The organism is Geomonas paludis, from assembly GCF_014193585.1.
Classification (GTDB): Bacteria; Desulfobacterota; Desulfuromonadia; order Geobacterales; family Geobacteraceae; genus Geomonas; species Geomonas paludis.
The window spans coordinates 1-19065 of sequence record NZ_BLXY01000018.1 but is presented as its reverse complement, the minus strand read 5'-3'; the positions used below and the strand labels follow the sequence as shown (position 1 = coordinate 19065).

Sequence of the window (19065 nt, the reverse complement as noted above, 5' to 3'; positions counted from 1 at the left end):
TGTTATGTTGTATTCGCCGAACGTTCGTTCGATAATTTATTTTAATTGTTCTCTTTCCCGTCGCACGAACGGGATGACATCAGCAAAGGAGGATCCAGATTAATGTCTGAGTTGCACAACAGGATCAGAAAGTCCAGCCTTCACTCCCGGATCACCACCGTCGACCAGGTAATACCCATGTTCAAAAACGGCATGAATCTCGGCTGGTCCGGCTTCACCCCCGCCGGCTACCCGAAAGCGGTGCCCATCGCCCTCGCCGACCACGTCGAAAAGAACCAGCTGCAGGGAAAGCTTAGGTTCAACCTCTTCATCGGCGCCTCGGTCGGCGTCGAGACCGAGGACCGCTGGGCCTCCCTGGACATGATCGACCGCCGCTGGCCCTACCAGACCGGCAAGAACATCCAGGCCGGCATCAACGACGGGCGTATCCGCATGGGCGACAAGCATCTCTCCATGTTCGCCCAGGACCTGGGCTACGGCTTCTACACCAAGGACAACGGCGGCCGGCTCGACCTGGCCATCATCGAGTGCTCCGCCATCACCGAAAACGGCGACCTGGTGCTCACCGCCTCCTGCGGCGCCGTTCCCGAGATCGTCCAGATCGCCGACAAGATCATCATCGAGATCAACACCTCGATCCCGAACTTCGAAGGTCTGCACGACATCGTCGAGCCGATCACCCCGCCGAACCGGCTGCCCTACCTCATCTGCCGCGTCGACGACCGCGCCGGCTCCCCCTACGTCCGCGTCGACAACGACAAGATCGTCGCCATCGTCGAGTCGGACAAGCCGGACAACGGCCGCGCCTTCAGCGAGCAGGACGACACCTCCGAGGCCATCGCGGCGCACATCATCGACTTCTTCTCCGCCGAGGTGAAGGCGGGACGCCTGCCCAAGAACCTCCTGCCGCTGCAGTCGGGCGTCGGCTCCATCGCCAATGCCGTCATCGGCGGCCTGGCCAACGGCCCCTTCACCGGATTGAAGGTCTGGACCGAGGTGCTGCAGGACACCATGCTCGACTTCTTCGACTCCGGCAAGCTCGACTTCGCCTCCACCGTCTCGCTCTCCTTCTCCGTGGACGGCTTCAAGCGCTTCTACGGCAACTGGGACAAGTACTCGAACAAAGTGATGATGCGCCCCCTCTCCATCGCCAACCACCCCGAGCCGATCCGTCGTCTGGGCTGCATCGCCATGAACACCCCGGTGGAGTTCGACATCTACGCCCACGCCAACTCCACCCTGGTCGGCGGCACCAGGATGATCAACGGCATCGGCGGCTCCGGCGACTTCCTGAGAAACGCCTACCTCTCCATCATGCACACGCCGTCGGCGCGCCCGACCAAGACCGACCCGACCGGCATCACCTGCGTCGTGCCGCACGTGCCGCACGTCGACCACACCGAACACGACCTCGACGTCCTGGTCACCGAGCAGGGTCTGGCCGACCTGCGCGGTCTCGATCCCAAGAGCCGCGCCAAGCTCATCATCCAGAAGTGCGCGCATCCCGACTACAAGCCGCTTCTGGCCGACTACTTCGAGCGCGCCGCCCACGACTGCCTGGGCAGGAAGGCCGGCCACGAGCCGCAGCTTCTGGACCGCGTCTTCAAGATGCAGGTGAACCTGGCCAAGAAGGGCACCATGAAGATCGACAACTGGGACATCTAGCTCCCGCACTGTAAAAGATGGCAGTAAAGCGGCAGGCGGCCTTGAGGCTCCTGCCGCTTTGCTTTTCCTGTCTAGCGATGATCTTCCGCCAAGATGCCCATCCCCCTCTCCCTCCGGGAGAGGGCTGGGGTGAGGGCGCTGCACCAGGCAAGGATCCCGCTTGGGTTGCACCTCCCTCACCCGCCCTTCGGGCACCCTCTCCCGGAGGGAGAGGGAAGGTGGACCTATGCGGCGCAAGCCCCTGCTCATGATGGGCACTGATTGTGAAGTACCTTTCACTCACATAGACATTTTTTTTATCTCTTCGATGCAACTACAGCACAATCTTGTACTCTTATTGCCATCAAGGAGGTGCTCTATGAGAATAACGATGAGCGACTATGTCGGCAGTAGTTGCGAAGCAGTAAGTAACTCCCACCGTTTCGTCTACCTCTGGTTTCGAACCGGCGGTAACCCCTGCCTTCAGTGCGGCGTCAAAACGGAGACCTGCGAGTGGTATCACCGGCTGACCCGCAGCGCCGTCCGGGTCGCCGAAGCCTGAAAATCCCAGGTTAAAAAAATCAATATTGCTGTACCCTCTAGGGATGGAAAATCTCCGCGCCCTGATATCCCCCATCCTTGTCCTTCTGCTCATGGCCGCATCGGCATCGGCCTTTCCCGTCCCCGAGCGCCTGGTCTACGACGTGACCTGGTCCGGCATGAAGGCCGGGTCGGCAGTCCTGGAAGTGACGCCGCAGGGGGACGAGCTGCGCCTTACCAACACCATCCGCTCGACCGGCGTCGTCTCCGCCTTCTTCAAGATCGACGACCGCACCGAATCGGTGACCACCCGCGCCGGCGCCCCGAAATTCTTCCGGGAGAACAAGCGTGAGGGGAGCTACCGCGCCGCGCGCCAGGCGACCTTCAACTTCTCGTCGCTCAAGGCCAACAGCATCGACCTTCTGAAAAAGGTCGAGCGGACCGATGCCATCACCCCGAGGACCTACGACAACCTCTCCAGTATCTACTTCATACGGGGCAGCGACCTCTCACCGGGCCGCTCCATCTCCTTCGACATCTACGACACCAAGCGGCTGTGGCATACCGAAGTCCGGGTGGTGCAGCGGCAGGAGTTGGCGACGCCGTTGGGGAAGTTCAAGACCGTGATGGTTACCTCCCGCCTCAGTCATAACGGCCAGGAGGCCAAGGTCGGCAATGCCACCTTCTGGTTTACCGACGACGACCGCAGGATCCCCGTGAAGATAACCACCGCCATGAAGGTCGGTGAAGTGACGCTGACCCTGGTCGGCGGCCTCTAGCCCGGTGCCGCTTGGAAAGCTGTTGCGGTCGACTCCTTCTTTAAGGTACGATGCCCGCGGGTTGTCAACCGTTGCAGGTGACCATCCGAAACCGATGCCGGGGCGCCTACCAACCTGATGACAGAAACCATCCCCCACCTGTTCAAGATGCTCCTCGACTGGCTGCCGCCGACTGCCGCCATGCAGTCGGTGCTGAAGCTGTTCCTGATCCCGGTCGGAGGCGGCATCCCGGCCGGGGTGCTCCTCGCCAAGGCCAAGGGGCTGGCCTGGCCGGTCACCACGCTCCTCTACCTCGTCTCCGACGTCATCCTTGCCGTCGCGTTCGAGCCCCTGTTGCGTATCATCGCCTTGGTCTGCGGCAAGGTCCCGTTCCTGCGCCGCGTCAGCGCCGCCATACGGGCCGCCAATGCCCGCAACGCCGCCCAATTCCAGATCACTGCCACCGGCCCCATCGCGCTCATCATGATCGCCTTCGGAGTCGATCCCATGACCGGGCGGGCCTCCGCCCTTGCCGCCGGCCACGGCTTCGTGGCAGGATGGGCCTTCGCCATCGCGGGAGACATGCTCTACTTCGCGGTGATCGCCTTCTCTACCCTGCGCCTGAACAAATACATCAAGGACCCGGACACCACCATGTGGATCATCCTGGCACTCATGCTCGTGGTGCCGATGGTGGTGCGCCGGATCAGGTCGGGACGGGCGCCGTACCAGGCACAGGAGCCCGCCTGAAGCAACCACTCCGGCGAAACTTCCTCATTTCTGCCACATTGCTTCCCTATTTCATGAGTAAGGTAATGCTGTGCAATGGGGAATCTCCCTGATCGACGCCGGTAAGGGCGACAGGTAGAGCGACACAGAAGGGGGTAACAATGAAAAGACGGATCTCGACACTTTTTGTGCTGATGGCCCTGGGAGGGTGCGTGACGGTCCCCACCGGGCCCAGCGTCAAGGTTCTGCCCACCAAGGGCAAGTCCTTCGAGACCTTCATGAAGGAAGACGCCACCTGCAGGCAGTGGGCTGATTCCCAGATCGGGTCGCCGGTGCAGGAAACCTACGACAAGAACATGGCCACCAGTGCCGTGGTGGGTACGGCGGTCGGCACCGGCGTGGGTGCCGTGCTCGGTTCCGCCTCGGGCAACACGGGAGCCGGTGCCGCCATCGGCGCCGCGACCGGGCTGCTGTTCGGGACCGCCGCGGGCTCCGGTTCCTCCCAGGTCTACGGAGCGCAGGCGCAGCGCCAGTACGACAACGCCTATGTCCAGTGCATGTACACCTACAACAACCAGATCCCGGGGACCAGGCCGGCCGTGGTCGCGGCCCGGCCGGCCCCGCCTCCTCCCGCACGGATAGTTCCTCCGCCGCCGGTAGCCGCCCCGCCGGTTGTGGCGCCTCCTCCGCCTCCGCCGCCCGCAGAAGTCATGGTGCCTGCCCCCGAGGAATACGAGGCCGAGCCGCCTGAGTTCGTCTACTCGCCGCAGTTGAACGCCTATGTCGCCGTCGGCGTCCCCTACGAGTTGGTGTACACCGGCAACGATTACTACTACTTCTACGGCGGCAACTGGTATCGCGGGGCCTACTACAACGGGCCGTGGAGTTACGTCCCGCGCAGGGCCTATCCCCAGTTGTTCGTGCGCTACGAGGCGGTGAACATCCGGCACTACCGCGATGTCGAGTACCGGCACTACGTGCGCGACCGGCGCCACTACGACGGCCGGGTCTACCGCCCGGAGTACCGCCGCATCGCGCGGCATCGCCCCGGCTACTGACCTTCCTCCCGATCCACCAAGGCACCCGTTCACCGCGGGTGCCTTTTTCGTTCCCCCCTAATCTCTCCCCACCCGCTCCGGCGCCGCTGCATCACCTGCTCGTGCCTGGGCTCATTGACAAACCACCGCATTAGGATACTTTCATTTGGTTCACTGATAGCGTGCATCTTTTTCAGCACCAGAGCCACGATGGCAGCCTCGCCGGCTAACACATGACGCTGTCCGTTGCATGTCGCGGCCAAAGGGGAACTGTATGAGAGGCAAAGCGATAGGAGTTGCCCTGGGCGTCGCGGGAATGGTGCTCTGGTTCATGCCGCTGGTAAAGGTGGGGTTCAACGTCTATGCCGCGGGGAGGCAGATCGGACACGTAAGCTACATCCTGATGGTCTGCTCCCTCGCCTACGCTATTTTCTCATTTTTCGACCTGCATAAGCTGCGCGCCATCGCGGCCACCATATCGACCGCCATCAGCCTGCTTTTGCTTTCGGAGGCCTGGAACTACGCCGCCTGGGGCCTGTACGGCCTCAACATCGTCTCCGTGCTCAGTTGGCTCGCTGCCGTTTCCGATTGGGACGCGGGCAAGAGATCGGTAGAGGACACAGAGGGCTAAAACAAGCACTGCAGAGGAGGAGGTGGAATGGACCACAAGACGAAAGGTGTGGTACTCGGTCTCGCCGGCGTGATCCTGTGGTTCATGCCGCTGGTCAACTTCGGCTTCATGGGCATCGACATCTACCAGACCGGGTCCCAGGTGGCCGGCATCAGCTACCTGCTGTTGGCAGCGTCCGCGGGGTACGCCGTACTGTCATGGTTCGAGCAGCATCAACTGAGGATCATCGCCGCCGGTATCGCGACCGCCATCGGACTGCTGCTCCTGGTGCAGTTCGGGGATCGCGCCGCCTGGGGGCTGTACCTGCTCATCGTCGTTTCCGGGGTCAGCTGCATCTCAGGCTATACCGACGAGCAGAAACGCAAGAAATCGCCGCAACAGGCGGAAGGCGGCGACGCCCTCTGACTACCGCCAAAAAAGAAGGCACCCCGCCGGACGGAGTGCCTTCCCCTTACCTCTCTTTTATGCCTTCTACCGGGTAATTCCTGTTCTCGGTCATGCTGAGCATGAACGCCTTCAGCTTTCCCAACCCTTCGGTCTCGTCGTTCCATCCCAGCGTCCCGAAGCGCAAGTCGTAGGCCTCGTACCCCACCTGGTTCAGCATAAGCGTGGCGGAAGCCGCCATGTGGCCGATGTAGCAGACCACCACGATCTTGCGGTCCTTGGGAAGCTTGGCGAGGCTCTCCTTGCTGGCGATCTGGTTGAAGGGGATGTTGACCGCCCCCGGCACGTGCCCCGCGCCATAGTCCTCCGGACGCTGGATACTCACCACGAACACCCCCTTGCCCCCATCCTTGGCCGCCTCGCGGTACAGTTCGCTTCTGTCCATGAACAGGCTCCTGCCGGATTTCAGCACCGCCCGCGTCCGCTCCGTAATCAGTTCGTTTCCTGCAACGGCCTTGGCGACGACCCGGGGCAGTTTCTGTCCCGGCACAGCGTCTTTCTTTTCCGTGATCACCGGGTACTTCGGCGAAGCAGTGTAAGGGGCGGCGGAACTGGCCCGGTTCCAGTGGCTGAGCCCCAGCGGCATGGTCGTTGCGCTGTAGCCGAGCTGGTTGAAGTACAGCGAGGCCACCATGGAACGGTGCCCGTCATCGCAGGTCAGCACAATCTTCTTGTCGCGCGGCAGGAGGTCGAGGGATTTCTGCTCGGTAACCTCCTCGAACGGAATGTTCACCGCGCCCGGCACATGCCCCCTGGCGAAGTCGGCGCGGGACTGCAGGCTCACGATGAAGTACCCCTGCTCGCCCCCTTTCACGAGATCTTCATACACATTCTCAGCCGTCATGAACGGGGGAGCCGCAAAGAACGCAGTGCTCCTCTTCAGGATCTCTTCCGACAACTGGGCCGATGCAGGGGACTGAACCGATTGGTCCGGGTGCTGCGCCGCGCCGTCGCCCGGGCCGCCGGCAAGCGACCATGCCGGGACGGCCAGGGACAGCAGCAGGATTGCCATGCTGGTAATGGATTTGCAGTTAGTGCGTCTGACTCTCATCAAACTTCTCCTTCACACGAAAAGTAAAAGTCCCCCTTTGCGAAGGGGGATTTAGGGGGGGGTTGCTTTTGGTCCCGCTTGGGGCAACGCCATTGCTGCGCACTATCCCACCCGGCGGCCAAAGGCTCAAGGAGAACTTGATGAACGGGTCAAAGCGATGGATGAACGGTGCCGGCGAGCGCCTTCTTCACCTCGGGAATCAGTCGACGGGACACCGGAACGGCGGGGATGGCAGGCTCGGTGAAGGAGACCATCATGCGACTGTCCCCGGCCGGCCCGATCGCCTGCACGTGGCGGAGGTTCACCACGAAGCTCTTGTGCACCTTGAGGAAGTCGGAGGTCGGGAACCGTTGCAGCACCGCCTTCAGGCTCATCAGGAGGTAGAACTTCTTGTGCGGAGTGTGGATGCGGCAGTAGTTACCATCGGCCTCGACCAGGCACACTTGCTCGGCCGACAGGAAATGGAAGGCGCCGTTCTCGTAGATCGGCATTTTTTTGAGTTCCAAGTGGCCGCTGTTCGGGTTGGTGCTGGCGCCGGTCTGTTCCGACAGGTCCATGAAGGATACCGCCCAAGCCATGGAGCTTCCCGGAACCACCAGTCGCGACAGGCTGATCATGAGCACCTTGCCCAAGAAGTCAATCACCATCGACCGCTGCGTCGACTCCTGCAGGCTCGACAGTTCGTTCAGGATGCCGCGCACCTTCTCCCGGCTCCGAGCCGGGTGCATCTGGAACAGGTTCTGACCTATCGGTCCCATGTCCGGTGCCGCAATGCGCAGGGCGTGTTCGTTCATCCCCAGCACCTGCCATTGTTCCGACAGGAGGACCAGTCCGATCTCCACGCTACGTCCCTGCCCGCCCAGGTACTGTTCCAGTGACATGAGCCGGACTCTAGCCACTTTTAAAAATTGATGCAAGCAAAACGCGCCAGCCCCGCGTTCCGAGACAGAAGGGCAATATTCATTCAACGGATGAGACGAGCCAATTAGGTCCCCCCCTTTGCGAAGGGGGGGGGAATTGCTTACCCTCCTAACTGCCCAACCCTACTCACCCCCGCCGCGCAGCCTCGATGGCGGCGACGTCGATCTTCACCATCTGCATCATGGCGTCGAAGGCGCGCTTTGCCGCAGCGGGATCGGGATCGGTTATCGCTTCCGTCAGCACCACCGGCGTGATCTGCCACGAGATGCCCCACTTGTCCCGGCACCAGCCGCACACGATCTCCTGTCCGCCGTTGCCGACGATGGCGTTCCAGTAGCGGTCCGTTTCCTCCTGGTCCTCGGTCGCCACCTGGAACGAAAACGCCTCGTTGTGCTTCACCTCCGGTCCGCCGTTCAACCCCAGGCACGGGATGCCCATCACGGTGAACTCGACCGTCAGCACATCCCCTTTCTTCCCGGACGGGTAGTCACCCGGTGCCAGATGCACCGCGTCTACGGATGAATCGGGAAAGGTCTCCGCATAAAAGCGCGCCGCCTCTTCGGCGTCGCCGTCGTACCAAAGGCAGATCGTGTTCTTTGCCGGCTTGGTCATGTCATTCCTCCATTATGATAGCCACTGATGCCAAAGCAGACGATGGCTTCGCAGTCATAGCGATTAGCTGCCCGAATTGCAGCAGGACCAAACTCTATCAGCAGCCAACAGAATGTCAAAATGTCCGTACCTGCCTCCTCCAACCCCTTCGTCCTCCCCATCTGGAACGAACACGGGCGCACCCCGAATGGGATGCGCCCGTGGTGAAGCATGGTCGTTCCCGCCCCAGCGGAACTACCAGTAGATGAAGGTGCCGATGGCGCCGATGTTGGCGTCCTGGGTGGCGCCGTTGAACCAGCGGTCCTGCGCCCAGGTGTACTCGCCGATCACCTGGACGAACTTGTTCACGTTGTAGGTCACCGCGACCGTCGCCGCCTGCTGCTTCTGGATGTTCAGCTCGGTATCGTTGCCTGCCAGTTCCGCCCGGCTCTGGCCGTAGTTGAGGCCGAGCTTCACCACCGGGGTGAGCTGGTAGGTCGCCTGGTTCAGGAAGCCCCAGTTGGTCCTCTCCTTGCCGTCCGCGGACAGGGCGTCCGCCCCCTGCATGCCGAGCATGCCCAGGGCCCTGCCGCCGTAGCAGGAGGTGAGCAACTGGAGTCCGTGGATGTCGAGCTGCACGCCGCCCGCGCCGCCAACCGAGGTCACGTGACCGCCCGGACGAACCGCCGGGACCACGTGCTCAGGAGTGATGCTGCCGTCGGGATTCAGGGTGACCGGAACGGTCACGAACTTGGCGTCCGAGAAGCTTGCCTGCTGGTACAGGCCGGAGACCCAGGTCTGCAACCTGCCGCCGGTGAAGACGGTGGTGTAGGAAATCTCGGTTTCCAGGCGCGGGACGTTGCGGATGGTTGCCGCCCCGATGTTGTTGGTGTCGTTGACGCTGAAGGCGACCTTGAGGCCGTTGAGGTCAGGGGTGGTGTACCTGATCTGCGCGCCGAAGTTGGGGTAGAGGTAGCCGTAGCCGATGTGACCCATGGTCGGCCCGCTGTCCACCGGACCGATCACCCCTGCCCCGAAGAGCGTCATGTCGGTCAGGATGTTCTTGGCCTGGTAGAGGTTGATGGCGCGGCCGGCGAGGATCTGACCGAAGCTGCCCGTCGCGGTCATGTTGATCTCGCGGAAGTCGATGTTGGGCGAGAGGTCGGTGCGGCTGCCGCCGTTGTTCTGCACCTGCGGGTACAGTCCCAGGCGTACCGCGTAGTCCACGCCGTTGGTGGTGGGAGCCTGGATGTTGAGCCCGAAGCCCACCGGCAAGAGGCCGGTCCTCACCCGGAACTGCTGCTGGCTTTCGCCGGTACCGGTCTGGTCGCCGCCGATCTCGCCGCCGATGACGCCCGTCGGACGGGTGCCGACCGATTCATAGGTGGCGAAGACGTTGAGGAAACCGTCCGTGGAAAACTTCCAGCCGTTGGCGCCCCCGATGTCAAAGGCCTGCGCTGAAGGCGCGATCGCCGCGACCGCCAGTGCCGCCAGCATGCTGATCATCTTTTTCTGCATGTGATTCCTCCTGTTTTAGTTCATTGCATCGATGCAACGTCGCCTTTCTCTACGAGGCGCCATATCCAGACCCTGCTATAATAGTGTTCTTTGTATTACATTTCACTGGCATTCAATGTATGACAAATTGTTACTGTAGCATCTCCTGACATTCAAGAATCGCGCAGCAATAAAGTGCATACGGTTAAATAGAATGCCTTTATAGCAACAGCCATACCTTTATTTCGTCAACAGAAGGATTTAAAGAGAGAGGGAGAGATTACTGTGCGTAAACAGAAGGAGATTTATTAATACAACAGTGCGGGAGATATGGAAGGATGTCCTTGTGTGTCATAAATCGGAACAACCACAATGGTCGAAGTTGGAACAAAGGAAGTTTTTGGAACAAGCCGTGTGTTCCATACCGGCGCGTGCCGCGCGGCACTCTTGGGGAAGTAAGGCGCAACGGCTTACGGGTTAGGGACGCATTTCGGGTCCAGCCCCATCGGACATCTGAGGCCCGGGCAGCACTCACTATTGAGCGTGCTGCAGGGCTCGCCCTCATTCAAGCAGCGCTGTCCTGGGGTGCCTTTGCCGGAAGGATCCTCTTTCCTCGCCTGCACCGCTACCGCGACTTCGTTGTTCGAGCCGTCCCAGGCGAGATCGCTGAACGGTGGTGTATGTTCTTTTCCCCCGGCGCACGCCGTTAACAACTGGATGCCAATGGCGATCAACATCGGGCGAAGTAACCTTCCACTTGTTCCCATCTGCCCTCCCTTGCCCGCCTTAATATCCCCCGAAAACCGGCCCCGCGTCGAACCTGGCTTTCCAGTCGTCGTACCCGATAGTGTAGTTGTAACCGCACACCGTTGTTAGCTGCCTCCCCTCCAGGTAGTCCCGGATGCGATCCCCACCCGCCATGGTCTGGTCCGCCGGCCCGAACGGGTTGTACTTCAGGCCGTCGCCATGGAGGAAGACGTAGTCGCAGATGAAGAGGACGTCTTCGAAGATGTAGAAGGTGAATCCCGGCGTGTGACCGCCGATGTGGAAGGCCTCGATGCCGTTGTGGACGAAATCCTGGTGGAAGGTGACGTCGAAGGGGAAGGGGCGGCAGATGTCGTGGACCGAGTCCGCGTGGTGTATGTCGATCTGTGCGGAAAAGAGCTCGCGGTAGAGGTTGGACGCCCCCAGGAAGTGATGGTGGGTGAAGAGTATCGCGTCGGCGCGGCCCAGGGAGCGGTCGAAGGACGATGGGCAGTCGATCCAGCAGGGACCGTGAGCCGTCTCGACGCGGTAGGCGGCATGCTCCAGGCCGAGCGGCGGGTCCGAGTTAAGTCGCGTCACCTTGTCGTTCACCCGAGTGCTGGTGACTTGAAACCGGGCAGAGCACTCCTCCGCGGTGATGAAATGGCTCTTCGCCGCTCCGCAGAAAGGGCAGCGGTCGGGATGAAAGCCGATCATGTTAAAGCCGCAAACCAGGCACACGTGCTGTTCGACCTTCATGCAAGCACCTCCGAGTTTTGAAACACCCACTATTTGCCCAGCATTCCCCTCTTCAGGTTTGTATCGGCGGGATGGTCGCCGAGGTAGATGGCGAGGATGGCGTTGGCGAGGGGGCGGGAGACCAGGGTGCCGAGGACTTTGCCGTTATGCTTCGCGATGACGGTGCCGTCGCCGCCGAGAAAGATATCGACCTGGTCGCCGCGCTTGAAGTCGTCGGTGAAAAATGACAGGAACTTCTTTACCTCCGCGCTATCGGCGAGGTGAGGCGTGTTGTTACGAAAGCCCTCCTGGAACGCCTCGACGATCTTCTCCTTCTCCACCTTCGGGTAAACGAAATCCATCCTGACCAACTTGTCGCCCGTGTTGTTCAGCGCTTCCGGTCCGCTGGCCAGGGGTTTCGCGGAATACAGGGAGCCGACGTAGACCTTGAAGAGGAATTTCTTTCTGATGCCGCTGCCGTTCAGTTTCAGCGCCTCAGAGTTCACCGTCACCTGCGGTTCGACCTTCACCCCTTCGATTTCCTTAGCCGGCGCAGTCCCTGCTATAAAAACCATGAAGACCAACGCAAGTAGCACTCTCATATCCAGGCCCTCCCTGTTCACTGTCACTATGCAGCACCTAAAGCGCCTTACCCGTTTTCCCCAATAAGTGTGCCTGAACAAGATGCCAGATTAGACTGCGCCAACAAATTGTCAAGCAGGTGAGTGGGGCAGTGGGGGAATGCTCAACCATGGACAAGGAATTAGCTGTTTTTGTGGCCTGTTAACAAAAAGGGGCAGCGCTCAATGGATTGCGATTTGGATCAGGCCCGCCGAGAGCAGGGAAGAAGCAGCGGGAGGAAAGGATTAAAAGAGGGGAGTAGTGCCGATGGAAGTGGTTAGCGATGGTCATTGGGCATTGAAGCCGAGTCAGACCGAGATACTCAGGATCTTTTTTGGGGGGTCCCACAGGCTCACTGCGTTCTCGTAAGCCAGTCTTGCTTGCAGGTGGTAGGATTTGGGATCCGGGGCAGGAAGGGGCAACGGCGTGGGGTCAGCGATACTCTCGATCCTTCTTGGTATCGAATAACTGTACTCTGGTACGATATCTACAGCCACTAATCCGGCGTCGGCACCAGCTTTACTGCTTACTTGTATCACAGCAGATTTATTGTTGCTGCTATGAAATTGTACTTGTTTCGGTTGCGAATTGATTAGCCCAAGCTCACCAGAAAAACTGTTGGGACTATGAGCTAAAATGATTATGTCAGACATAGAAATTCCAAACGCTACATTACAAAAAAATTATCAGATCACATAAGCTTTTAAAGCAAGCTCAATACAGGCAGTAAAAAAAATGCCTACAAAGCAGTAACTCATATCATACGTCAATAACTATTTCCACTTAATTCAGCAGCACCCATCATTTGCATTGCACTCCGGGCCACACACACGGCTGCTTGGCGTCGACCAGACTGTCCTCAGGCCGCCGGGGATTTGCCCCTATCCGCGCCTCAACAAAAAAGAGGGCACCCGTTACCGGGTGCCCTCGTCTGTACCGTCACACATCGTTGTCGTATTCCGGTTCCTCCCCTACCGGACCTGGCCGACCAGTGCTGCCGTGGGGGTTAGCGTGCCGAAGAGGCCGTCAGACTCATCGTTTAGGCCTGCCGTGAAGAACATGGTGTTGGTGGCCCCTCCGTTGCCGCCGTTGCCGACGCCGAGTCCCCACAGGCCGTTGATCCTGATGGGATCATCGTAGGCATCGCGCAAGAGCCCTTGGAACATGCCGGTTGCCGGATCGAAGACCGCGATTTGTCCGCTGCCGAAGTTACCCACCAGCAGCATGTTGCTGTGCTTTCCGAACGATTCCGGCGCCTGTACTATTCCCCAAGGTGAATTGAGCCACAGGCCACCCTGCAGGCTCATGACGTAGCTGCCATCCGGGTTGAAAACTTCCACGAAACCATGCCCTTCACCCGGCACGTCATCCAGGTTGGTGTCCGGATTCCTGAGGGCATAGGTGACGTAGAGTTTGCCACCTATGTTGACCACGTTGAACGGCGCGTAGCCGGTCGGCGGAACCGCATGCGAACTCGGAACGGTAAAGGGCGCGCCGGTCGACGTGTTGGGCAGTGTCACCGGTGCGAAGTTGGAGTCGAACACGTCGATTTTCCCGCCCCGGAAGTCGGCGGCGTAGAGCCTCCCTGCGCCGGCATCGGAGGCCATGGCGACCCCCTTGTAGACCGCCCCGGCCCCGCTGACGAAGTTGTTGACCTTCTGGGTGGCCGTAGCCCCGGTGTTCCATGCCGAGATGGTCCCGTCTTCGGTCACGAAGATGAACCGGGCCGACGTGGTCGAATCCCCTGCCGTCACGTTGAAGCCGGTGAAGTTGTTGAAGACGATGCCGGTAATCGGTGCCGGCGTCGTTCCGCCTGAGGCAGGCGGCACGGTAACCGTCAACGGCGTACCCGCGGGGAACGGCTGTCCTGATCCGTTATAGACCGATACGGTGCCGGTGCCGTTGTTGGCGATCCACCAGGCTCCGGTCGGCGACCGTGCCAGCCCCCAGGAATTGACGAAGTTCGGGTCGGTTACCTGCGCGACGCCCGGGATGTTGCCGACCAGGATGGTTTCCTGGTAGGCGGGGTTGTTGAGGTTGACGCTGGTGGCCAAAAGGACGCCGTTACTGAGGTTGCCGTGCACCACCACCTTTGACCCGTTCGCAATCCCGGTCAGCGGCAGGGTACCGGCATTGACCGGTGTCCCGTCCACCGTGAAGGTGTTCCCCGAGAGTTGCGTCACGTATCCTTCGGTCTCGGCTTCGCCGGTCGGCGCCAGGTGCTGGATACCCGCCTGGAGCAACTGCACCGAGGTTGCCGTCAAGGTGGTGCTGCTCAACGTGGGGATCGTGCCGGTGACCCGGACCAGGGAGTCCGTGGCCGTGCCGGCGGGCAACGTGGTGCCCGAGAAATTGACGGTGAGGGCGCCTATGGTGAGGGTGGTGCTCCCCGGCGCGCTGGTTACGGTTCCGGTTATGGTTACCGGGGTGGTCGGGGTCCAGTTGGTCAGGGTGCGCCGGACGAACGAGGCATGCACCGTCCCCCCCGGATCGACCAGGCCGCTCACCCTGACCATCTGGCCGGTTGCGAGCCTACTGGTGGCGCTGGTGGTGCCACCCGAGAAATTGGAAAAGGTGGTAGTCGTCGGATCGATGCGAATCTTCTGTCCGAGGACGGTGATGGAACTCGAGATGTTGTTGAAGGCTGAGACCGGGCCCTTCAGGTCGTTTGCCATCCTGACCACAACTGCCCTGCCGCGAATGGGATCGTCGATCTCTCCGATGATGGTCACCACCATGCCAGGCTCGAGGACCGCGGGATCCGAGGGGTCAGCCATGGTGATGGTGGCAGCGGAGGTGTCGTACTCCACGCCGTTCACCGTGATGGAATTTGGGCTGACCTTGGTGATAGTCCCTCGAATCACCGGGTCATCGCCTGATTTGCCGTCCCCTCCGCATCCCCAAAGGGACAGCGCCAACACGCAAGCTGCAAACCACGTAAACCATCTGAAGCGCATAGTTCCTCCCGTTGTTTTTAGTTTAAGATGACGTCGCTTCCACAAGTGACCTGATCTCACCCCCTTTCCGCTCCAGGCATAAGTCCGTCTGCTCACCTGATCCACGTGTTTGTCGGCGCTGCTTCCCAAACAAACCAGATTAGCGACCTCTAAAACAGGCCCCAAGGTAGCACAGGGTGGGGACATGTCCAGCACGGGCCGCGACGGGGCGAGACGGGAAAGGGTGTAGTGTCAACGGGTTAGGCGGGCTGCGGGAAGACTTTTTCTTCGGGGGCTCGGTATTTTCCTGACGGAGACGGTCTCTGTTGTGGAAGACGATCCCAGCACGGCAACCGTCGTCCTCAGCGAACGGGAATTCTCGAGCGGGTCAAGGGACCGGGCAGGCTACCGCATCATTATCGCCGATATTCGAGATAAGAAATTCCCTTAAGCCGTCCCCGCTTTACATTTGACCAAACTAATTTAGATTTGGGGGCTGCTGGATGCCGTCTGTGGCTCGAGGAATACACATTTGGCATGTCCGTAACCATCAAATTCAAAAGGAGAAAACAATGAAAAAGAAAGCTGTCGTACTGGCCGCCGCGATGTTGCTTGGGTTCAGCACCTACTCGTTCGGATGGGATGTCGGCTGCACTCCCGGCTATTGGAAGCAGACCCAGCATTTCGATTCTTGGATCGGATACACCCCTGACCAGACCTTTCAATCTGCCTTTGGTTGCGGTGGTTCCACCACGCTGATAGAAGGGTTGAATGCGAACGGTGGGGGGCTGTATGCCTTAGAGCGGCAAGCGGTGGCGGCGCTACTGAACTCTAAAGCCGTATCGCATTACAGCTACACGACACAACAGGTGATAGAGAAGTTCTGTGGGGCGCTCAACAACGGCGATATCATAGAAACGGTAAAAAACAGGTTTGAATCGCATAATGACGGTGAATGCCCGTTGAACTGAAGGTAAGAAGACCTTTCAAGCTGCACGGCGGCTGTCCGGGAAATAGTAAAAAAGGCACCTGCGCCCCAAGCGCAAGTGCCTTTTTTTATTTGCTGACGAGGCAAAGGCAGGTCCAGCTCCAGCAGGCATAGATTTAGTGTCCTTCAATCGCCTCATCAGTTTAGACCGAGATTCCCTTCTTTGTCCGTCGTTCCGGCTATCCTTTGCCGGGCTCCCGCACCTCGCGATTGCGGTTCGCGAACATCCGGACCGCCAGGTAGACCACGGGGAGGATCCCCACCAGGAAGAGTATGTCCCCCGGCAGCCGCAGCCACTCGAATAATCGCACCAGCGGGAGCAGGAAGAATTCGGGCTGGCGCCCCTCCCAGTAGGACGTCGCCAGAATCTGGTTCATCTGCAGCATGCCGACGGGGAAGAGGTTGATGAACAGCATCAGGGCCAGTCCGATGTTGGTGCACCAGAAGGCGATGCCCATGGCACGGTCGCTGGCGCGGTCCATCGGGAGGAAGTACCTCGCGACGAACATGAAAAACCCGAGCGACAGCATCCCGTAGACACCCATCATGGCTCCGTGCCCGTGGTTGGCCGTCCACTGGGTCCCGATCTCGTAGTAGCTCACGATCGGCAGGTTGATCAGGAACCCGAACACCCCTGCCCCGAGAAAGTTCCAGAAACCGACCGCGATCAAGAACATCACCGCCCACTTGTGGGGGAACACGTTGGCCTGGGTGCTCAGCATCGAGCTTCCAGCCGGAGCCCCCAGCCGCATGAATTTCCACGCCTCGTAGGTGAGAAGGAGCAGCGGGATGACCTCCATCGCCGAAAAGAACGCCCCGAGGGCCATGTGGATCTCGGGCGTGCCGCTGAAGTAGAGGTGGTGCATGGTGCCGATCACGCCGCCTATGGAATAGAGGATGATGTCCAGGTAGATGATGGTGGTCGCGACCCGGGCTCGGACCACGCCCAGAAGCAGGAAGACGTAGGCGACCATGATGGTGGTGAAGAGTTCCAGAAAGTCCTCCACCCAAAGATGCACCACCCAGAATCTCCAGAACTCGATCTGGCTGAAGTGGGTCGTTTTGCCGAACAGCATCCCGGCTGCGTAGAAGAGCGGAATGGAGATCGCGCTGTAAATGAAAAGCCACGGCATGTTGCCCGGGTGCTCCCCCTTCAGCCGGTCGGCCATGCCCCGGATCAGGATCACGAGCCAGATGATCATCCCCGCGGTGAGAAGTATCTGCCAGAGCCGCCCCAGGTCGAGGTATTCCCACCCCTGCGATCCGACCCAGAACCAGGGGCCGGCGGTGGCAAGCTTACCGAGCAGGCTCATCGCCTCGCCGGAAAGGCTACCGAGCACCACGACCACCAGCGCACCCAGGAGGATGAGGGCGAGCTTGTCCTGGTGGCGCGGCTCCTTCCCCGCGATCATCGGCGTCAGGAAGATCCCCATGGCGAGGAAGCTGGAGGCGACAAAGAAGAGGGCCAACTGCACGTGCCACATCCTGGAGAGGTTGTAGGGCAGAAAGTCGCCCAACGCCAGCCCGTAAAATCCGGCGCGCTCCACGTGGTAGTGGGCGTTAATCCCCCCGAGGAGACCCTGAAGCAGAAACAGTCCGGCCACGATCAGGAAATACCACGCCACGGTGCGCTGCGACGGGGTCAAGCGCGTGTCCTCGGGAGCCGGGTACTTCCCCTGAGGGGCTTCTTCCGAACCGTGCCAACCCAGCGTCTCGTAGCGGCCGAAGAGGAAGAAGATCAAGCCGGCGCCGCACAGGAGCGCGACGAGGCTGATCACGCTCCACATGAGGACTCCCGGAGTGGGCCGGTTTCCGGCCAGGTCGTCCGGGGGCCAGTTGTTGGTATAGGAATGGTTGGTTCCGGGGCGCGTGGCAGCGCTCACCCAGGCAGCCCAGGAGAAGTAGGCGGTGAGCTTTTTAACTTCCTCCTGGTCCTGCAGGTACGGGCGCCGCAATCCCTTTTGCGTCTCGACCGGTCCGAACATCTGGCCGAAGTAGGCGATGAGGTCGGTGTGCGCGCTGGCCTGCGCCGGGGTGAAGGTGAGTGTCCCGGTCTGCGGATCGTAGTTGTTCGCTTTCAACTCGGCGCGCACCTTCTCGGCCGCCTCAGCCTGCGGAACCCCTTGGGCCAGGTAGTAGGCGTGTGCCTTGAGGCCGCTTGTGTGCAGGTACTCCGCGGTAAAGTCCGGCCCGAGGTACGCGCCATGACCGAAGAGCGTGCCGTACTGCATCAGGCCATACTTCTGGAAAAGTTGTTGCCCGGCAAGCACGTCCTGCTCGCTGTAGAGCACGGCGCCGTCGGCCGACCGCACCTCGCGCGGGATCGGAGGCTGGTCGGTTCCGTTCCGGTATGCAAGGTAGCCCAGCACCGTGAACCCGAAAATAAAGGTGACAATGGCAGTCACCAGCCAAGCGGGTGAGAGGATCATGCTCTTCTCGCGAACCACGTCCATGGGAGCCTCCTTTTCCAGCAGTGGATTTAAAAACAGCTAACGAGTTTAAACCGTTGTGGTCTTAGCAAGAGGTGAAGATGGTGGGTCGTCAAAACCCAGGCAAGGCATGTGGTGTCGGTCTTGATGAGTAGAGTTGACAGGTGGTCAGGGAACGAGTGGCGGTCCTTGTCATCGAAGAAGATATCACGCTTCTCGATGCCGCGGACCGTGACATGCTGCAGGGCACCGACGGCATCAAGGCGGGCAAGTCTTGGCATGGCAGAAACATTAACACCAGCCAATCAAATGTCAAAATCTCAAAAACGGTCTTGCGAGGGTGCTGAAAAAGCAGGGGGACGCCCATGAAATTATGCGTTTCTCTCTAATCTCTCAGCTTCCATCCGTTCGCGGCAGCTAATGAAAAAGCAGGGGGACGCCCATGAAATTATGCGTTTCTCTCTAATCTCTCAGCTTCCATCCGTTCGCGGCAGCTAAAGCCTCGCCCCGGACGGCCGACCTGCTCACTGATGACTGCGTGATGCCCAGTCTGGTGGCGACCTCAGTTTCAGTCATGCCTAGTTCAGACGTTGCCCAGTAGCACAGCAGGCTTCTTGCTTTCACGAGCAAAGGTTCTTTGCCGTGTCGCCAAACTTGCGCGACATCCATCTTAAGCAACCCAGCAACTCGCTCCACGGCGTGTTCCAAGTCAAAGCCATCCGCCCGGTTCGCACAGGTCCTCTCCACATGCTCTTCCGCCTTTTGT

General features: G+C 60.2%; 18 protein-coding genes. 9 read left to right on the top strand and 9 right to left on the bottom strand.

Going from position 1 to position 19065, the window contains the following annotated elements:
• Positions 1-102 precede the first annotated feature (102 nt).
• The 7 genes from scpC to H7687_RS20420 all read left to right on the top strand — a co-directional run bounded on the left by scpC (position 103) and on the right by H7687_RS20420 (position 5744).
• On the top strand, positions 103-1665 hold the full coding sequence (gene scpC / locus H7687_RS20450) for a succinyl-CoA:acetate CoA-transferase ScpC (protein WP_183350884.1): 1563 nt from the start codon (positions 103-105) through the stop codon (positions 1663-1665).
• Between the two features lie 358 nt (positions 1666-2023).
• Positions 2024-2206 (top strand): hypothetical protein, encoded by a 183-nt coding sequence (locus tag H7687_RS20445; protein ID WP_183350883.1) that lies wholly within the window; start codon positions 2024-2026, stop codon positions 2204-2206.
• Between the two features lie 43 nt (positions 2207-2249).
• The gene (locus H7687_RS20440) at positions 2250-2963 is read left to right on the top strand and encodes a DUF3108 domain-containing protein (protein WP_183350882.1); all 714 of its coding nucleotides are present in this window, start codon (positions 2250-2252) and stop codon (positions 2961-2963) included.
• A 117-nt stretch (positions 2964-3080) separates the two neighbouring features.
• Positions 3081-3692 carry a hypothetical protein gene (locus H7687_RS20435; protein ID WP_246405040.1) on the top strand — a complete coding sequence of 204 codons (612 nt, stop codon included), beginning with the start codon at positions 3081-3083 and terminating at the stop codon, positions 3690-3692.
• Positions 3693-3832: 140 nt separating this feature from the next.
• A complete protein-coding gene (locus H7687_RS20430; protein ID WP_183350881.1) occupies positions 3833-4729 on the top strand; it encodes a glycine zipper family protein in 897 nt (298 codons plus the stop codon).
• A 253-nt stretch (positions 4730-4982) separates the two neighbouring features.
• Positions 4983-5339: a hypothetical protein gene (locus tag H7687_RS20425; RefSeq protein WP_183350880.1), complete on the top strand. Its 357-nt coding sequence runs from the start codon at positions 4983-4985 to the stop codon at positions 5337-5339.
• A gap of 27 nt (positions 5340-5366) precedes the next feature.
• On the top strand, positions 5367-5744 hold the full coding sequence (locus H7687_RS20420; protein WP_183350879.1) for a hypothetical protein: 378 nt from the start codon (positions 5367-5369) through the stop codon (positions 5742-5744).
• Positions 5745-5790: 46 nt separating this feature from the next.
• On the opposite strand, the gene H7687_RS20415 is transcribed toward H7687_RS20420, so the two are convergent.
• The 7 genes from H7687_RS20415 to H7687_RS20385 all read right to left on the bottom strand — a co-directional run bounded on the left by H7687_RS20415 (position 5791) and on the right by H7687_RS20385 (position 14810).
• The gene (locus tag H7687_RS20415) at positions 5791-6834 is read right to left on the bottom strand and encodes a rhodanese-like domain-containing protein (protein WP_183350877.1); all 1044 of its coding nucleotides are present in this window, start codon (positions 6832-6834) and stop codon (positions 5791-5793) included.
• 149 nt (positions 6835-6983) lie between these two features.
• Positions 6984-7715 (bottom strand): LytR/AlgR family response regulator transcription factor, encoded by a 732-nt coding sequence (locus tag H7687_RS20410; protein ID WP_183350875.1) that lies wholly within the window; start codon positions 7713-7715, stop codon positions 6984-6986.
• Positions 7716-7881: 166 nt separating this feature from the next.
• A complete protein-coding gene (locus tag H7687_RS20405; protein WP_183350873.1) occupies positions 7882-8367 on the bottom strand; it encodes a VOC family protein in 486 nt (161 codons plus the stop codon).
• Positions 8368-8601: 234 nt separating this feature from the next.
• Complete coding sequence (locus H7687_RS20400; RefSeq protein WP_183350871.1) at positions 8602-9864, bottom strand: hypothetical protein; 1263 nt, start codon at positions 9862-9864, stop codon at positions 8602-8604.
• Between the two features lie 765 nt (positions 9865-10629).
• Positions 10630-11346 carry an MBL fold metallo-hydrolase gene (locus H7687_RS20395; RefSeq protein ID WP_183350869.1) on the bottom strand — a complete coding sequence of 239 codons (717 nt, stop codon included), beginning with the start codon at positions 11344-11346 and terminating at the stop codon, positions 10630-10632.
• Between the two features lie 29 nt (positions 11347-11375).
• The gene (locus H7687_RS20390; protein WP_183350867.1) at positions 11376-11927 is read right to left on the bottom strand and encodes a chalcone isomerase family protein; all 552 of its coding nucleotides are present in this window, start codon (positions 11925-11927) and stop codon (positions 11376-11378) included.
• 990 nt (positions 11928-12917) lie between these two features.
• Complete coding sequence (locus tag H7687_RS20385) at positions 12918-14810, bottom strand: TIGR03118 family protein (RefSeq protein ID WP_183350865.1); 1893 nt, start codon at positions 14808-14810, stop codon at positions 12918-12920.
• 644 nt (positions 14811-15454) lie between these two features.
• Here H7687_RS20385 and H7687_RS20380 point away from each other — a divergent pair.
• Entirely contained in the window at positions 15455-15853 is a 399-nt protein-coding gene (locus tag H7687_RS20380; protein WP_183350863.1) for a hypothetical protein, read from the top strand.
• Positions 15854-16049: 196 nt separating this feature from the next.
• Here the strand turns inward: H7687_RS20380 and H7687_RS20375 are convergent, their stop codons facing one another.
• Entirely contained in the window at positions 16050-18323 is a 2274-nt protein-coding gene (locus H7687_RS20375; RefSeq protein ID WP_183350861.1) for a nitric-oxide reductase large subunit, read from the bottom strand.
• 155 nt (positions 18324-18478) lie between these two features.
• Between H7687_RS20375 and H7687_RS20370 the strand changes: the two genes are divergently transcribed.
• Positions 18479-18646, top strand: a complete 168-nt coding sequence (locus tag H7687_RS20370) for a hypothetical protein (protein ID WP_183350859.1) — start codon at positions 18479-18481, stop codon at positions 18644-18646.
• Between the two features lie 115 nt (positions 18647-18761).
• Here the strand turns inward: H7687_RS20370 and H7687_RS21845 are convergent.
• The coding region (locus tag H7687_RS21845) for a hypothetical protein (RefSeq protein WP_281376741.1) at positions 18762-19065 on the bottom strand (304 nt) is incomplete at its 5' end.

What these genes read in the sequence shown, in the direction of transcription:
- scpC (WP_183350884.1), top strand. Translation starts at nt 103, where the DNA reads ATGTCTGAGTTGCACAACAGGATCAGAAAGTCCAGCCTTCACTCCCGG.
- H7687_RS20445 (WP_183350883.1), top strand. Translation starts at nt 2,024, where the DNA reads ATGAGAATAACGATGAGCGACTATGTCGGCAGTAGTTGCGAAGCAGTA.
- H7687_RS20440 (WP_183350882.1), top strand. Translation starts at nt 2,250, where the DNA reads ATGGAAAATCTCCGCGCCCTGATATCCCCCATCCTTGTCCTTCTGCTC.
- H7687_RS20435 (WP_246405040.1), top strand. Translation starts at nt 3,081, where the DNA reads ATGACAGAAACCATCCCCCACCTGTTCAAGATGCTCCTCGACTGGCTG.
- H7687_RS20430 (WP_183350881.1), top strand. Translation starts at nt 3,833, where the DNA reads ATGAAAAGACGGATCTCGACACTTTTTGTGCTGATGGCCCTGGGAGGG.
- H7687_RS20425 (WP_183350880.1), top strand. Translation starts at nt 4,983, where the DNA reads ATGAGAGGCAAAGCGATAGGAGTTGCCCTGGGCGTCGCGGGAATGGTG.
- H7687_RS20420 (WP_183350879.1), top strand. Translation starts at nt 5,367, where the DNA reads ATGGACCACAAGACGAAAGGTGTGGTACTCGGTCTCGCCGGCGTGATC.
- H7687_RS20415 (WP_183350877.1), bottom strand. Translation starts at nt 6,834, where the DNA reads ATGAGAGTCAGACGCACTAACTGCAAATCCATTACCAGCATGGCAATC.
- H7687_RS20410 (WP_183350875.1), bottom strand. Translation starts at nt 7,715, where the DNA reads ATGTCACTGGAACAGTACCTGGGCGGGCAGGGACGTAGCGTGGAGATC.
- H7687_RS20405 (WP_183350873.1), bottom strand. Translation starts at nt 8,367, where the DNA reads ATGACCAAGCCGGCAAAGAACACGATCTGCCTTTGGTACGACGGCGAC.
- H7687_RS20400 (WP_183350871.1), bottom strand. Translation starts at nt 9,864, where the DNA reads ATGCAGAAAAAGATGATCAGCATGCTGGCGGCACTGGCGGTCGCGGCG.
- H7687_RS20395 (WP_183350869.1), bottom strand. Translation starts at nt 11,346, where the DNA reads ATGAAGGTCGAACAGCACGTGTGCCTGGTTTGCGGCTTTAACATGATC.
- H7687_RS20390 (WP_183350867.1), bottom strand. Translation starts at nt 11,927, where the DNA reads ATGAGAGTGCTACTTGCGTTGGTCTTCATGGTTTTTATAGCAGGGACT.
- H7687_RS20380 (WP_183350863.1), top strand. Translation starts at nt 15,455, where the DNA reads ATGAAAAAGAAAGCTGTCGTACTGGCCGCCGCGATGTTGCTTGGGTTC.
- H7687_RS20375 (WP_183350861.1), bottom strand. Translation starts at nt 18,323, where the DNA reads ATGGACGTGGTTCGCGAGAAGAGCATGATCCTCTCACCCGCTTGGCTG.